Genomic DNA, 14,422 nt, shown 5'->3' on the forward strand with positions numbered 1-14,422 from the left:
CCGGTGGGGACATGCGGTTCAGCGGTCCTGGCGGTATCGGGTGAGTTTGTCCGGGTCGATCGCGACGCCCAGACCGGGCAGGTCCCGTACGGCGAGCGTGCCGTCGGTGATCGTGACCGGTTCGGTGAGCAGGTCGTCGCTCATGTCCAGGAAGTTGGAGAGTTCGCCGGCGCGGCGGGAGGCGGCGGCGTACGCGGCGCCGAAAGCGACCGTGCACACCGTGCCCAACTGGCCGTCGATCTGGTTGCCCATCACCACCTCGGCGCCCATCCCCTCGCACTGGAAAAGCACGCGCTGGGACTGGGTGAAGCCGGTGCGGGCGGTCTTGACGCTGATCGCGGTGGCCGCGCCGTCCAGCAGAGAGCGGGTCACCTCCGCGGGCGTGGTGGCGGACTCGTCCGCGACGAAGGGCACGGGACTCTGCCGTACGAGCCATCGGCGTCCCAGCACGTCGTCGGCGGGGCACAGTTCCTCGGCGAGTGTGATGCCGACGGGTTCGAGTGCGCGCAGGGCGGCGGCGGACTCCGAGGGGGTCCAGCCGCGGTTGCCGTCGACGTACAACTCGGCCTCGTCACCGAGAGTTTCGCGGAGCGCCCGGCACACATCGAGGTCGAGCGTGATGGGCCGCCGACCGACCTTCACCTTGAAGGTGGTGATGCCGTACGTGTCGCGGATTCGCTCGGCTTCGGCGGCCATCCGCTCCGGGGCATCGAAGCCGAGCATGTGCGATACGCGCATCCGGTCGGTGTAGCCGCCGAGGAGTTGGGTGACAGGTTGGCCAAGGGCCTGGCCGACGATGTCCCAAAGGGCCATGTCTATAGCCGACTTGGCGGCCGGGTTGCCGACGGTTCGGTGCAGCCGGGCGTGTACCTGCTCGCGTGCGAACACGTCCATGCCGGTGACCTGCGGGGCGAAGATCTTCTCGATGACGGCGATCACGGACTGCTGTGTCTCGCCGTAGGTGAAGGGGCGGGGTGGCGCGTCGGCCACTCCGACCAGCCCTTCGTCGGTGTGGACCCGGACGAGCACGTGCTCGGCGCTGTGCACCTCACCGCTCGCGAAGCGCAGGGGTTTCGCATACGGGATCGAGTACGGGATCGTCTCGATCGCGGTGATCTTCATCGGGTGCCCCCGGCGGTCTCCTGGACGATCGCCTCCGTGTGCTGGGCGATGCCGAGCAGGCGGGCCACACGGTCGGGGTGGCCGATGAGTTGGAGGCCGAGCGGCATGCCGTGCGGGTCGCGGTGGCCCGGGACGGTGACGACGGGCAGGCCGAGCAGCTGCCAGGGGCGGCTGAGTACGGGGGTGCCGGTGGCGTCCAGCCCGTGCGGGGCGGGGCCCGGGGCGGCCGGAGCGAGGATCACGTCGACCTGGGTGAGTAGGTCAAGGACGCGGACACGAGCGGTTCGGGCGGTGTCCTGCGCCGTGAGGTACTCGCCCTCGGGGGTCCGGTGGCCGCGCTCCAGCAGTTCGCGCAGGGGCCTACTCAGCGACTCCGGGTGCTCCGCCTCGGCGGCCAGGGAACGCGCGGCCTCGTACGCCATGACGGTGGCGTGGGTTTCGGCGAGTTCGGGCGTCCGGATCTGGCTGCCCAAGTCGTTGGTCTCGGCGTCGGCTGCCGTCAGGGCCCTGGCGGCGCGGTCCAGCGCGTCGAGCATCGCCGGGTCGATGTCGGCCAGTTCAGTGCCGGGCCAGACAAACACCCTGATCCTGTCCGGGACTTCGGCCTGGGTGCCGTCGACGGCCTCGACCGCGGCGGCCAGTTCGGTGACCCCGGCGGTGATCAGCCCCGGCGCGTCCAGGCTCGGGCTGAGTCCGGTGAACCCCCGCGTCGACCAGGCGCCGACCGGGGCGACGTAACCGGCGACACCGCAGAAGGACGCCGGCCGGGTCAGCGAACCCGCCGTCTGCGAGCCCAGCGCCAACGGCACCACGCCCGCCGCGACCGCCGCCGCGGACCCACTGGAGGAACCGCCCGGAGTATGGGCGAGGTTGTGCGGATTGCGGGTCGGGCCCGGCTGGAAGTACGCGAACTCGGTGGTGACCGTCTTGCCCAGCGGTACGGCGCCCGCCCGGCGCAGCCGGTCCACCAGCCAGGCGTCGGACGTGGCGATCCGCCCTCGCCGCAGCGGGGAGCCGCACTCGGTGGGCAGCCCGGCGACGTCGATGATGTCCTTGACGCCGACCGGCACACCCCGCAGCGGCCCGTCCGTGCCGCGCCCGGCCGCCTCGCGCGCACCCTCCGCGTCGACGAGGACCCAGGCACGGATGTCCGGCTCGGTCTCGTCCAGGCGCCGCAGAGCGCTGTCGACCGCTTCGCGCGGGTCGTGCGCGGCGGAGGTCAGTGAACGCACGTCAACCTGCTTTCGAAGTAGGGGTGTTCCTCGACAGGCCTCAACAGGCCACCGGCGGCGCCGAGTCCAGCCGGTGGAAGTTGCGGTTGAAGTAGACGAGGCTGTGGCCGCCCGGCCGGGTGCGGATCTGCTCGATCTCGACGAACAGCACGCTGTGGGTGCCCATGGCCTTGGAGTCCTTGATGGTGCCGACCACGGTCACCACCGCGTCCTTGAGGACCGGCACGTCATGAGTCCGGTCCCAGACGTCCCAGGTGAAGCGCTCGGCCATGGACGCCTCGGTCGCGCCGGCGAAGTGCAGCGCCAGCTCCTGCTGGTCCCCGCCGAGCACGTTGACGCACACGCGGCCGTTGGCACTGAAGACATCGTGCATGGCGCTCTTGCGGTTCACGCAGACCAGGACGGTCGGCGGAGCGTCGGTCACCGAGCAGACCGCGCTGACGGTGATGCCGCAACGTCCGTTCGGTCCGTCCGTCGTCAGGATGTTGACGGCCGCGGGAAGGTGCGCCATCGCCTCCCGGAAGTCCGCCTGATTCGGGGCGCGTTGGCTGTCGTACGCGTTCATGGTCGGCTGTTCCTCTCTGCGCCGGTCTCCGGCGCCGGGCGTCGCTCCGCGTGCCGGCTCACCACAGCTCGACCACCAACCGGGGTGACCTGGAGCGTGAGACACACGCGGCGATCTGGTCGCCCGCCGCCTTTTCCTTGGCGGTCAGGCAGTGGTCGCGGTGGTCGGGCTCGCCGTCGAGGACCCGTAGGACACAGGTGCCGCAGATGCCTTCGCGGCAGGAGGTGTCGAGTGGGACTCCGTTGTCCTCCAGCACTTCGGCGATGGTCTTGTCGGCGGGCACGGTGTAGACCTCGCCGGTGTCCAGTTCGACCTCGAAGCTCTCGCCGGGGGCGGCGTCCGGCTGGTCCGCCGCCTGGAACAGCTCGGAGTGGATCTGGTTCTCCGGCACACTCCGGGCCGCGAGCGCGGCGACCTGTTCCATGAACCCCTGGGGCCCGCAGGTGTAGACGTGCGCGCTCGCCGGGAGATCGGTGAGCGCCTCGGAGAGCGCTTGGACCGCCGTCTCCCGCCCGTGCCCGAGGTGGAGGACGACCCGGTCGGCGAAGGCGGGCTCCTCCAGCCGGTCCGCGAAGGCCGCCTCGGCCCGGCTCCGCGCCACGTAGTGCAGCGTGAAGTCGGCACCGGTGCCGAGGAGTTCGTACGCCATCGCCAGCAGCGGCGTGATACCGATGCCGCCCGCGACCAGGTGGTGCTCGCTCGCGCCGGGGTTGAGGCCGAACAACTGCCGGGGTACGCCGATGTGCAGCTCCGTGCCGGGTTCCGTCTTGTCGTGCAGGGCCTGGGAGCCGCCGCGGGAGGTCTCCTCGCGTTTGACCGCGATGGTGTAGGCGCCGGGGTCGTGCGGCGGTCCGCACAGTGAGTAGGGACGGGTGATCCCGGTCGGTCCGGTCACATCGATGTGGGCGCCAGCCGGGTAGCCCGGGAGCGGGCTGCCGTCGGAGCGGGCCAGCCGGAGGATCTTGACCGCGTCGGTGGCGTCGACGGCCTCGGTGACGGTGACAGTGAACATCCGTCTGCCTTCACATTCGGGGTGGAACCAAAGGGGTGGAACAAAGGGGCGAGGGGCTTCAGCACATGGAGGGGCTTCAGCGCATGTAGAGGCCGCCGTTGGCGTCCCAGCACGCCCCGGTCACCGTGTCCGCGTTGTCCGCCGCCAGCAGCACTGCCATGTCGGCGATGAACTCGGGGCGCCCGAGGCGGCGTACGGGGATCGAGGCCTCGATCTGCGCGAGCCTGTCCGGGTCGACGCTCTCGCGGACGGACGGCAGTTCCTGCGGGCCGGGGGAGATGGCGTTGACCGTCACGCCCTGCGGGCCGAGTTCGCGGGCGAACACCTTGGTGAGCGTGATGACGCCGCCCTTGGCCGAGGCATAGTGCGCGCCGGTCGCCGTGCCGCCGTTCTGCCCGGCGAGCGAGGCGATGTTGACGATGCGTCCGTAGCCACGGTCGGCGAAGTACGCGCCGAGCACCTGGCAGCCGAGGAACGTGCCGTCGAGGTTGGCCGACACGACCGAGCCGAAGCTGTCGGGAGTGATGTCCATCAGCGCCTCGACCTTGGAGAGGCCCGCGTTGTTGACCAGGACGTGAACGGCGCTCCAGCGGGCGACCAGGTCGTCCAGTACCCGTACGAACGCGGCCTTGTCGCGGACGTCCAGGCCGAGCCCGACCGCGGAACTCCCGGTCGGGTCCAGGGCGGCAGCGGCCTTGACCGCGCCTTCGCCGTCCAGGTCGGTGAGGGCGACGCGGTAGCCGCGGTCGTAGAACCGGGAGGCGATACAGGCGCCCAGGCCACGGGCCGCCCCGGTGACCAGCACGACGCGCGGCTGGGCGTCCTCCCACCCTTCCGGGCTCACAGGAGGAACCCCGACGCAGTCACGGCGTCCTCGGAGTTGATCAGACGTACGACCTTGCGCGCGATCCGGGGACCGTCGGTGGTGAACCTGACGAGGTGCGTGAGATCGGCCGCCAGGACGAAGGTCTCGCCGCGCTTGTAGCCCACAACGATCTGCGCCGAACAGATCTCGATGGAATCCTCGGACTCGTCACGGGCGGCGACCGTGAAGCGGGAGACGGTACGGACCGTGCGGGCCGCGGCCGTCGCCGAGATGGAGAGACCACCGGTCAGCCGCTCGATGCGCATCCGGCGCATCCGGTCGTCGTCGTACACCAGGTTCAGCGAGCCGGCGAAGTCCGTCGTCACCGGGTCGATGGGGATGACGTACTCGCCACCGTCGGCCCACAGCGTGTCCCACTCCTCGTACCGCTTGGCATCGAGGAGGCGGGCTTCACGCCAGATCAGAGACAGCGCGGCGAGGGCGCGAGGATCGTCGAGCGGCAGCTCGGCATCCACAACTGCCGTACTGAGAGTGTCACTTGACATCGGTCATCATCCTCTTCCACATCGCGTACGCCTCCCGCATGCCGGTCTCGTCGGTCGCGTGAGAGGTCGGCTGGCCCAGGTCGTTGGGCTTCTCCCGGCCGAGGCCCCGGTTGACGAGGATCGGCATGTCGACGCCGCCGGTCACGCCGCGCTGGACGCGGTTCCATGCCTCGGCGTCGTCGGGGCTGCCGAAGCCGAACGGGCCCTGGAAGTGCTCGTGGATGCGCAGCCGCTCGCGGTTGACGATCTCGGGGCCGCCGTCCAGACCGAGGGCCACATGCCGGATCTCCGTCTCCGCGACCGAGACGGGCCGCAGGACCCGGAAGAAGGACATCGACATGGCCACGTTCGGGAACAGGTTGAGGTTGAAGCCCGCGCCGTGCAGCGAGCGCACGATCCGTCGCACGCGCTCCGGAGGCAGGTCCTTCGACAGCTCCTCGATGACGTGACTGAAGCGTTCCTGGAGCTTCTCGGTGCCGTCGTCGACGTCCAGGTCGGCGTGCTCGGCGACGGAGACGGACACGCTGTGGCCGTTGCCGAGGGCGTGGGTGACCGCGTTCTCGTCGGTCATGATCGACAGCATGCTCGCGGTCTCGGCGTCCACGGACGACATCCAGGAGCGGTGCACGATCGGGAAGTGGTACCAGTCGGTCGTGTTCTCCAGCTGGATCTTCCAGTTGCCCTGGAAGCGGAACTTGTGCTCGCCCTGCACCTTGATCGGATAGCCGGCGCCCTGCTTCATGAAGCGGTCGATCCACAGCCGCGCCCCACCGAGGAAGTCCTCCAGCGGTTCGATCTCGTCGTTGAAGCTCGCGAAGATCATGCCCGCGTACGTCCCCACCTTGAGGTGTTGCAGCGGCAGGTCCTTCTTCTCCGTGACGTTCTCGTAGCCCTCGGGATAGGGGATACCGCGCAGGGTGCCGTCCAGGGCATACGACCAGGCGTGGTAAGGGCAGGTGAAGCCGTTGCCGTTGCCCTTGGGGACGTCGCAGACGCTGGCGCCGCGATGGCGGCAGCGGTTGAGGAGGACGTTGATGCCGCCCTTGCGGTCGCGGCTGACGATGACGGGACGGCGGCCGATCCAGGCCGTCTTGAAGTCGCCCGCCTTGGCGATCTCGCTCTCGTGGGCCACCCACACCCAGGTGCGGTGGAAGATCCGGTCCATCTCCAGCTCGAACAGCTCCGGGCCGGTGTAGAGGGTGCCGGCGACGCGGTCGTCCTCGACGAGCGCGGCGATGTCGGGAATCTCCGGGGACACGGTCATCGGGTGGCCTCCGGCTCCGGCAGCGAACGGCCGACGCGCGCCTCGATCTTCATGTAGCGCCACAGCCCGTGCTCGCCGACCTGGACGGTGCGGAACAGGTTGCAGGCCGCCCCCACCGTCGGCTGGTCGGTCACATCGGCGAGGACGTACGACGTCCAGGGCCAGGAGCCCGAGGGGCCGACCATGTGCTGGTCGTCGTCCATGGTGCCGAGGACGCTCACGCCGGGCAGCTCCCAGAGCTGGGAGAGCATGGTCGTGAAGCCGTCCCAGACCGCCTTGCCCTGACCGGTGGGCAGATCGAAGAAGTTCTGGTTGACGCCGATGCAGAAGAGCACCCGCAGGGGTTTGTCGCCGGACTGGGGCATGGTGGAGTTCCCGCCTTTCAGGGGGGCCGGACAAGGGCTGCTCGGAGGTGGCCGGGGAGGGGCTAGAGGTAGCCGGGGAAGGGCTGGACGCCCATGAGGACCGCGCCGGCGCCGTCGTACATGCCCTCCTGGAGGAAGGCGTGCTGCGGGACGACGGACGCGTCGCGCAGGAAGCGCTGCATCGGGTGGCCGTCGGCGATGGCCGGGATGCCACTGAGCTGGTACGCGGTGCGTACGACCTCGAACGAGGTCTTCGCGAGATGGGCCGAGGCGAGCCGCAGCAGACTGGCCTGCTCGGAGGTCGCGGGATCTCCCGCCTCCACCGTGGCCCACACCTCGCCGGTGGTCTCGTAGAAGAAGGCGCGCACGGACCGGAGTTGGGCCTCCGCCTGGCCCACCGCGATGCGGTAGGTGGCGCGCTCGGCGGGTTTCGGGGCGCCGGTGAATCCGGCGCGTCCGCCACTGGCGATCGCCTGGTCGAGTGCGGCGCGGGCGACTCCGAGACCGACCACAGCGAGAACCTGGGCGGCGTACGGGACAGTCGGGTAGCGGTACAGCGGTTCGTCGACGGTGGGTTCGCCGCCGCGTACGAACGTCCACTCCTCGGGGACGAGCGCTCCGTCGGCGACCAGGTCGTGACTTCCGGTGCCGCGCAGGCCGATGACGTCCCAGTTCTCGACGATCTCCAGCTGCTCGGGGCGCATCACGGCGGTCAGTGGACGACCGGCGTTGTGCTGACCTGCCTGGTCCCCGCTCGCCTTGATGCCGACCCCGAGGACGTCCGCGCCCTTGCAGCCGCTGGCGAACTTCCACCGTCCCGAGACCCGGTACGTGCCGTCGACGAGTTCGGCCGGCTGGACGGGGAACAGGCCGCCGGCGAAGGCCACATCGGGTCCGTCGGCGTACAACTCGGCCTGGGTCTGAAGGGGCAGCGCGGCCAGATAGACGAGGGACGAGCCGAAGCTGGCCACCCAGCCAGCCGATCCGTCGACCTCCGATATCCGCTCGATGAGCCGCAGGAACTCGGCCGGCGGCAGTGCGTCGCCGCCGAAGCGCTTGGGGGCGCCCGCTCGGTAGAGGCCGGCGCGTTTGAACTCGGCGACCATGTCCCGCGGAACGTGGCGCTTCTCCTCGAATTCCGCGCGCCGCTGGGCCACTTGGGACAGCACGCGGTCGAAGGCCGCTCGGGCGTCGGAATCGACCGGTGCCGGGGAATCCAGCGACTGCGTCATGGGATGAACTCCTCGTGTTGCCGGGCGGTTCTCGATCCCGCCGTGTCTTCACGCTAGGCGTGGCAGGAACGGGCGGACAATTGGGAGTTGGCTGGAGTGTGTAGGGGATTCCTTTACGTGGTCCGGCGCGTCAGGAGCCTTAGGTGGGTTCGTTCGCCCGGAGGGTTTACGTGGGTTCGCTCGCCAGGAGTCGTGCGATGCCCGGCGGGCGGATCGCTGTTGGCCACCCGCTGTGCCAGTTCGTGGGCGCCGTGCAGCGGGTCTTCGCCCGTCGTCTCGGGAATGCCGAGGCTGCGCAGGATCGCCCGGTGGGAGGCGAGCGCTCCCACGCAGCCGATGTTGCCGCAGGCGCACAGCACGTCGCCGCCGCCGACCGCGCGGATGTGGCCGATGTCGCCGGCGGCCCCGTCGGCTCCGCGGTACACGTCACCGTTCGCGGTGACGATGCCGGCACCGATACCACTGGCGATCTTGATGCACAGCAGTGGAGTGTCCACCGTGGCCTGACTGCGTTCGGCGGGACTTCACTGCCGAGGCACCCGACCCCTTCTGGTGCGGGGACGTGACGGAAATCGATACTGGTGAGGGCAAGGCTCGGCGCCACCGTGCGGCGCAGGCCCGGTCGGACAGGCTCTACTGGACGAAGTGGAGCTCCACCGGGCCGCGCAGTCCGGAGACGAGTTGGGAGGGGAAGACGAACCGGGTGGGGCTGACCGCGTGGAGATAAGGAGCCAGGGTGTTGTACACCCGGACCACGATGTCGTTCTCGCCCTCCGCGAGCAGTCCGGTCGTGTCGGCGCTCCACGGGCGGCAGAACAGCAGTGCCGCGGATCGGCCGTTGACCAGGACCTCCACGCTGCCGCGCAGCTCACCCAGGCGCAGTTCGGCACGCGCTGACGCCTGTTCGGCGGTGAGCCGGACCCGCGTGCGGTACTCCAGGCCACCGCTCCAGGTGGTCAGGCCCAGTGTCGTGGCCCAGTCGCCGAGCGGGATCGGCCCCGGGGCGACGTCCACCTCCACCGGGCCGTCCCAGGCGGCACCACCGCGGGCCAGTCCCGCGCCGTCCACCCTGACCAGCAGGTCCGACGGGCTGGTAAGCGGCGGGTCGAGTACCGTCTGCCCGTCTTCGCAGGGGAGTTGACGGTCTGCCAGCCGTACCGTCGCGGTTCCCCGCACCGGGAGGCGCACACGCGCCGTGCCGACCGGCAGGCGCATGCGGAACCACTGCGGAGCGTCCACGGACTCCGGGGCCGCGTCGGTGCGCAGCGTCTCGGTGCCCACCGCGGGAGGTCCGTTCAGCCAACTGGTGGCGGGCAGCGGATGGGGGCGGGCGATCCGTTGGATCGCGGCCGGCTCGCCCCACTGGCCCCTGTGCAGCCGCACCGGGAACGACCGCTCGTCGACGAAGCTGCGCCAGGAGGCGTCGCTGACCACCGTCCGCACGTCGCCGACCGGTTCCATCGCCAGGTCTACGAGGACGACCGCGCGAGGATCGGAGCTGTGCAGGACGACTTCCAGAGTGTTGCGGCCCGGGTGCAGCGCCGGGCGGACATCGTGGACGAAGAAGGCGGGACGGGCTCCCCAGTCCGCGTAGTACTCAACCTTGGCCTGGCGGGCCACCGGTTCGCCGTTGACCAGCAAGGAGAGTTCGACTGCTGCGCCCACCAGGGCCTCGGCGAGGTCCGGTACCGCGTCGATGGTGAAGTCGCGGAGGAAGCGGGTCTCCCGGCCGCCCTCCGGGGCCGTGGTGGTCAGGTACTCGGGACGATCGGGGAAGTCGCCGGGCTCGGCGAGTGCCCAGAACGCGTCGACGGAGGTGCCCTTGCCCTCGGGCATACCGGTCGCCCGGCGCCAGTCGGCGAGCCGGATCTCCAGCACATTGCGGGCGTTGGCGGTGACCGGGGCGCGCAGCAGATAGCCCTCGCCGGCCATCGGCTCCGCCTCGGGCGTGACCTCGACCCCGTTCCACCACACGCGCTTCGCCGCTCCCGCGCCGACCAGGAGCTCCACCGTGCCGCGTACGCCGGTGCCGACCACCGTGCGGTACTGCACGCCCTCTCCCGGAGCCGGGCCGGGGAAGGACAGGAACTCCTCGGGGACGCGCCCCTTGGGGCCGAGCGAATGCCGCGGGTCCTTGTGGATGCCTCGGCTGTCGGAGTACTCCACCGGGTACCAGGCGGTCTCCTCCGCGAGGGCGTCCTCACCCCGGGTCACTGCGGCAGTCCGGTCGGGGAGCAGCGGGGTGGGCAGCTCGGCCACCGGCGCCGTGGGGTGGGCGAGCCCGTGCGGCCCGAAGGTGGCGTGCACCGTGGACCACGGGCCGTCCGGCGCCTCGGCGGCCTCGAACTCCCAGATCTGCGGCGCGGGTTCGGACGCGTCCGGCTTGGCGACGTCGCCCCGGGCGTTGACCGCGCCCAGGGTGGGCAGCAGGGTGCCGTGCCAAGGCCCCTCGATCGCGAGGGCGCTGGATTCCCCGCCTGCCGATTCCCCGCCTGCCGATTTCCAGCCCGCGGACGGCCGGAGCGCGGCGGCCGGTGACGGCTCGTCGGACCAGACGACGAGTTGCGCCGGGGCGCCCGCGAAGTCGACCTCGACCCGGGTCTGCTCGCCATCCCGGGCGAAGCGCGCCGGGCGGCGTTCGCCGGTGGCCGGGTTCCACAGCTCCACGGCGGCGGGCGTTCCGTCCAGCCACAGGGTGGTGGAGGCGGCGTAGCGGGCCGGGTCGAAGTCGTGGTCCTTCCACCACCAGTCGCTGCCGTCACGCAGGGGGTAGCGGGAGGCGTTCGGGGAGGCGGCCGGGACGAAGGCCACACCCTCCGAGCCCTTCGCGCGGGCCAGCACCGGGACGGAGGAGCGCAGCGGCCGGGTCCCTTCGGTCAGCCGACGGGCTAGTTCGGCGGGGTTGTCGGTGGTCAGGACCCGCGGGTGTGCGGCGATCCGCTGGACCAGCTCGTCGTCGCCGCAGCGTTCCGCGGCTGCCGAGGGCGGTTCGCCGAGCAGCGCCACCCGGCCGCCGGCGTCCAGGAGTTCGAGCAGATAGCGGGCGGTCGCGGTCTCCAGTACCGCGCAGCCGGGCAGTACGACCCACCGGTAGCACAGCGCGTCGATTGCGGTCCACCCGTCCTCGGGGACGGCCCGCTGAAGCGAGTCCTCGTCGACGATGTCGTACTCGACCGCGGCCTCGCGCAGCGCACCGGGGCGGTGGTGGAACCAGTTGTTCTGGCCGACCAACTCCAGGTACTGGATCTGGAGTCGGGAGAGGGGACCGTACTCCGGGCCGGGGTCGGCGGCGTCGAAGTTGTGGTCGACCGGGGCGTCCAGCGGAAGCCGGGCCCGGACCGTGCCCGCCGGGTGCAGCACGGCGACGTCGCACACCGGCGTGCCCCAGCTGAGCATCGAGCAGATCCGTGAGACGGCCTGGGCGAACGGTCCGTACTGCCCCCCAGTAGGGCTGGCGCCAGTCGGTGGAGGGCGGCGCCCATTCGAACCAGCCGCCGCGCATGCTGTAGTAGACCGCATGCGGGTTGTAGAGGGTCGCCCCGGACTGGAAGAAGGGCAGCAGCCAGTCGTAGGTGTCCTCCAGCGTGCCGCCCCAGCCCGAGGAGTGGAACGACTCGCACCAGACCCGGTCGTGGCCGTAGAGGTGCGCCATCGAGCTGTGCACCTTGATATCGCCCTCGTGGTCGCTTCCGGCGGCGCCGAACCAGCGGTGAGTGCGGAAGTAGTCGGAGTAGAACTGGGTCGCCTGGATCGGCTGCCCGCCGCGGGCGGGGTTCAACTGGTCGGCGCCGACCAGCATTCCGTACCGGGAGTGCCACTCGCCCAGCGGACGGAAGAAGGCCTCCTCGGCGAGCTCCGCCCGGGTGCGGTAGTAGTCGCCGAGCACCTTGGCGCCGTCCTCGGTGGCCTCCGGCGCCCAGAGCGCGGGCAGCACGTCGAGCAGGTCGTAGCCGCGGCGCTTGGTGAACTCCTCGGACAGCCGCGGGGTCCAGGAGTTGTGCATCGGCAGCTCGTCCTGGAAGCTCCCGGCGATCACCCGGCCGAGCCGCTCGGGCATCCGGCGCTCGAACTCGCCGTGCACCAGGTCGCGCAGGGCGTCGCAGGCCTCGGGGGACAGGTAGTCGTAGGCGGTCCGCAGGGTGTAGGTCAGGGTAACCGGGGTCTCGGGGGTGGCTTCCCCGTCGACCAGGCGCCCGTCGTCGCCGAGGGCGATCCGCCGCCCGTCGGCGTCGTACGCGGCGACCGGGGTGGCCAGCGGCGGTACGGCGACCCGCCCGTCGGCACTGACCTTGAGCTCGGTGCGGTGCAGCGTGGCCCCGGCGTACTCGGGATGGTCCTGCGTCAGTCGCCCCTGCAGATTGGCTCCGGAGAACCCGATCTGGTCGTAGAACCAGATCCGCATCCCCAGCCGTTCGCAGATCTCGCAGGCATCCGCGAAGCGGTCCCACCACTCCTCGCTGAACCAGAGCGGGTCGTCGGACGCGGCTCCGACCATGGGGCCGGCCGGAGCGAGGTTGATGACGACGACGTTCTTCACGCCCTGCCCGGCCAGCTGCTCCAACTGCTCGGTGAGCCGCTCCGGAGTGACCTTCTCCCCACTCCACCACCACAACGGCGCGGGGGAGAACTCGGGGGACGGTTCGTCGAACAGGCGGGTGAGTTCGGAGTTCATGCGGTGCTCCCTTTACGGTCGCGGCGGGGGTGGGCACTCCGGTAGGCAGTCCGACCTGCGGGGCGATCCTTCTCATGATCCGGATACCGATGGCGCCGGCCAGGCCCATGGCCGCGTAGAACAGCCGGTCCCGCCGACGGGTGTCGGCGAGCCGGACGAACTCCTCGCATTGCCGGGCGGTTCTCGTTCCCGCCGTGCTTTCACGCTAGGCGTGGCAGGAACGGGCCGACAATTGGGAGTTGGCTGGAGTGCGTAGGGGATTCCTTTACACGGCTACACGGCCCGGCGTGTCAGGAGCCGTTACGTGGGCTCGTTCGCCAGGAGTCGTGCGATGCCCGGCGGGCTGAAGATGTCCCGGGTGGCGAGCGCGATCCCGCCGTGGATGCCGGCTGCGGCGCCGAGCTGGGTCGTGGTGATGGTGAGTTTGCGCGTGGCCAGTGGCAGGGCGCGCTGGTAGACCACCGCGCGGACGCCGGAGAGCAGATCGTCGCGGAGTTCGCTCAGGGGGCCGCCGAGCACCAGGGTGCGGGGGTTGAACATGTGCACCAGCATCGCCACCACCTCGCCGATCTCGGTGGCGGCCTGGCGCAGTGCGTGCAGGGCGGGCGGGTCACTGTTGGCCACCCGCTGTGCCAGTTCGTGGGCGCCGTGCAGCGGGTCTTCGCCGGTCGTCTCGGGGATGCCGAGGCTGCGCAGGATCGCCCGGTGGGAGGCGAGCGCTCCCACGCAGCCGATGTTGCCGCAGGCGCACAGCACGTCACCGCCGCCGACCGCCCGGATGTGGCCGATGTCGCCGGCGGCCCCGTCGGCTCCGCGGTACACGTCACCGTTCGCGGTGACGATCCCGGCACCGATACCGCTGGCGATCTTGATGCACAGCAGCGGAGTGTCCGCCGTGGCCTGGCCGGCCTCGCCGAGCGCCATGAGGTTGACGTCGTTGTCCACCACGACCGGGCAGCGGAACGCGGTGCGGAGGTGCTCGGCGACGGGGTAGCCGTCCCATCCGGGCATGCCGGTTGGACGTACCGCGCAGCCGTGCTGGAAGTCGACGGGGCCGGGCAGGCCGACCACCGTCTCGCGTACCCGGTCCGGGTCGCGGTCGTGCTTCGCCAGCAGGCTGGACAGCCGCTCCGTCACCGCCTCCAGCACCGCCCGGGGGCCGGCGTCGATCCGGATGTCCACGGTCTCGTGCGCGATCACCCGCTGGGTGAGGTCGGCGATGGCGACCTGGCTCGACAGCGTGTCGATGTCTGCGACGGCGATGGTCCCGGCCTGCGGGCTGATCGTCAGGACCCGCGGCGGGCGTCCCCGGACCGACTCCCTGCTCTCCAGCTCCTGGAGTATGCCGCGCGCCACGAGGTGGTCGACCTGCTGACCCACGGTCGAACGGGCGAGGCCGCTGCGCCGGGAGATCTCCGCGCGGCTGGTCGCCTCACCGGAGACCACGAGATCCAGCACCCTGCGCAGGGCGACCGGCACCGGGGAGGATGGGGCCGTCCCGGCAGTGTGCCCCTCGCTATATCCGTCGCCTTTATGCATTCCAGTGACCCTAATAACGTCATCTTGCGCCCGTCAACAGTGTCTTCC

The 14,422-nt window shown here is 70.7% G+C and carries 12 protein-coding genes; all 12 read right to left on the reverse strand.

What is annotated here, in order from left to right:
• Nucleotides 1-18: 18 nt before the first annotated feature.
• Nucleotides 19-1,122 carry a mandelate racemase/muconate lactonizing enzyme family protein gene (locus tag KCH87_RS32455; RefSeq protein ID WP_210590596.1) on the reverse strand — a complete coding sequence of 368 codons (1,104 nt, stop codon included), beginning with the start codon at nucleotides 1,120-1,122 and terminating at the stop codon, nucleotides 19-21.
• Complete coding sequence (locus tag KCH87_RS32460; RefSeq protein WP_210590599.1) at nucleotides 1,119-2,354, reverse strand: amidase; 1,236 nt, start codon at nucleotides 2,352-2,354, stop codon at nucleotides 1,119-1,121. Before KCH87_RS32460 ends, KCH87_RS32455 begins: the two co-directional genes overlap by 4 nt.
• Nucleotides 2,355-2,394: 40 nt before the next feature.
• Entirely contained in the window at nucleotides 2,395-2,919 is a 525-nt protein-coding gene (gene hpaC / locus KCH87_RS32465) for a 4-hydroxyphenylacetate 3-monooxygenase, reductase component (protein WP_210590602.1), read from the reverse strand.
• A gap of 58 nt (nucleotides 2,920-2,977) precedes the next feature.
• The gene (locus KCH87_RS32470) at nucleotides 2,978-3,931 is read right to left on the reverse strand and encodes a PDR/VanB family oxidoreductase (protein ID WP_210590605.1); all 954 of its coding nucleotides are present in this window, start codon (nucleotides 3,929-3,931) and stop codon (nucleotides 2,978-2,980) included.
• Between the two features lie 76 nt (nucleotides 3,932-4,007).
• On the reverse strand, nucleotides 4,008-4,775 hold the full coding sequence (locus KCH87_RS32475; protein WP_210590608.1) for an SDR family NAD(P)-dependent oxidoreductase: 768 nt from the start codon (nucleotides 4,773-4,775) through the stop codon (nucleotides 4,008-4,010).
• On the reverse strand, nucleotides 4,772-5,302 hold the full coding sequence (locus tag KCH87_RS32480) for an aromatic-ring-hydroxylating dioxygenase subunit beta (RefSeq protein WP_247197164.1): 531 nt from the start codon (nucleotides 5,300-5,302) through the stop codon (nucleotides 4,772-4,774). The genes KCH87_RS32475 and KCH87_RS32480 overlap by 4 nt, the downstream gene beginning before the upstream one ends.
• Nucleotides 5,292-6,566, reverse strand: coding sequence for a Rieske 2Fe-2S domain-containing protein (locus tag KCH87_RS32485; RefSeq protein ID WP_210590609.1), 1,275 nt, complete (start codon nucleotides 6,564-6,566; stop codon nucleotides 5,292-5,294). The genes KCH87_RS32480 and KCH87_RS32485 overlap by 11 nt, the downstream gene beginning before the upstream one ends.
• Complete coding sequence (locus KCH87_RS32490; RefSeq protein ID WP_210590612.1) at nucleotides 6,563-6,931, reverse strand: hypothetical protein; 369 nt, start codon at nucleotides 6,929-6,931, stop codon at nucleotides 6,563-6,565. Before KCH87_RS32490 ends, KCH87_RS32485 begins: the two co-directional genes overlap by 4 nt.
• Before the next feature lie 62 nt (nucleotides 6,932-6,993).
• Nucleotides 6,994-8,163, reverse strand: a complete 1,170-nt coding sequence (locus KCH87_RS32495; protein ID WP_210590615.1) for an acyl-CoA dehydrogenase family protein — start codon at nucleotides 8,161-8,163, stop codon at nucleotides 6,994-6,996.
• A gap of 113 nt (nucleotides 8,164-8,276) precedes the next feature.
• Nucleotides 8,277-8,660: an ROK family protein gene (locus KCH87_RS32500; RefSeq protein ID WP_308298973.1), complete on the reverse strand. Its 384-nt coding sequence runs from the start codon at nucleotides 8,658-8,660 to the stop codon at nucleotides 8,277-8,279.
• A 2,261-nt stretch (nucleotides 8,661-10,921) separates the two neighbouring features.
• Complete coding sequence (locus KCH87_RS32505) at nucleotides 10,922-12,835, reverse strand: glycosyl hydrolase (RefSeq protein WP_210590618.1); 1,914 nt, start codon at nucleotides 12,833-12,835, stop codon at nucleotides 10,922-10,924.
• A gap of 300 nt (nucleotides 12,836-13,135) precedes the next feature.
• Nucleotides 13,136-14,374 carry an ROK family transcriptional regulator gene (locus tag KCH87_RS32510; protein WP_247197165.1) on the reverse strand — a complete coding sequence of 413 codons (1,239 nt, stop codon included), beginning with the start codon at nucleotides 14,372-14,374 and terminating at the stop codon, nucleotides 13,136-13,138.
• Nucleotides 14,375-14,422: the final 48 nt, after the last annotated feature.

Source organism: Streptomyces sp. GESEQ-35 (assembly GCF_017948485.1).
Classification (GTDB): domain Bacteria; phylum Actinomycetota; class Actinomycetes; order Streptomycetales; family Streptomycetaceae; genus Streptomyces.

Excerpts from the sequence above, each read along its gene's own strand:
- KCH87_RS32505 (WP_210590618.1), bottom strand. The coding sequence starts at position 12,835 with ATGAACTCCGAACTCACCCGCCTGTTCGACGAACCGTCCCCCGAGTTC.
- KCH87_RS32490 (WP_210590612.1), bottom strand. The coding sequence starts at position 6,931 with ATGCCCCAGTCCGGCGACAAACCCCTGCGGGTGCTCTTCTGCATCGGC.
- KCH87_RS32485 (WP_210590609.1), bottom strand. The coding sequence starts at position 6,566 with ATGACCGTGTCCCCGGAGATTCCCGACATCGCCGCGCTCGTCGAGGAC.
- KCH87_RS32510 (WP_247197165.1), bottom strand. The coding sequence starts at position 14,374 with ATGCATAAAGGCGACGGATATAGCGAGGGGCACACTGCCGGGACGGCC.
- hpaC (WP_210590602.1), bottom strand. The coding sequence starts at position 2,919 with ATGAACGCGTACGACAGCCAACGCGCCCCGAATCAGGCGGACTTCCGG.
- KCH87_RS32480 (WP_247197164.1), bottom strand. The coding sequence starts at position 5,302 with ATGTCAAGTGACACTCTCAGTACGGCAGTTGTGGATGCCGAGCTGCCG.
- KCH87_RS32495 (WP_210590615.1), bottom strand. The coding sequence starts at position 8,163 with ATGACGCAGTCGCTGGATTCCCCGGCACCGGTCGATTCCGACGCCCGA.
- KCH87_RS32455 (WP_210590596.1), bottom strand. The coding sequence starts at position 1,122 with ATGAAGATCACCGCGATCGAGACGATCCCGTACTCGATCCCGTATGCG.
- KCH87_RS32470 (WP_210590605.1), bottom strand. The coding sequence starts at position 3,931 with ATGTTCACTGTCACCGTCACCGAGGCCGTCGACGCCACCGACGCGGTC.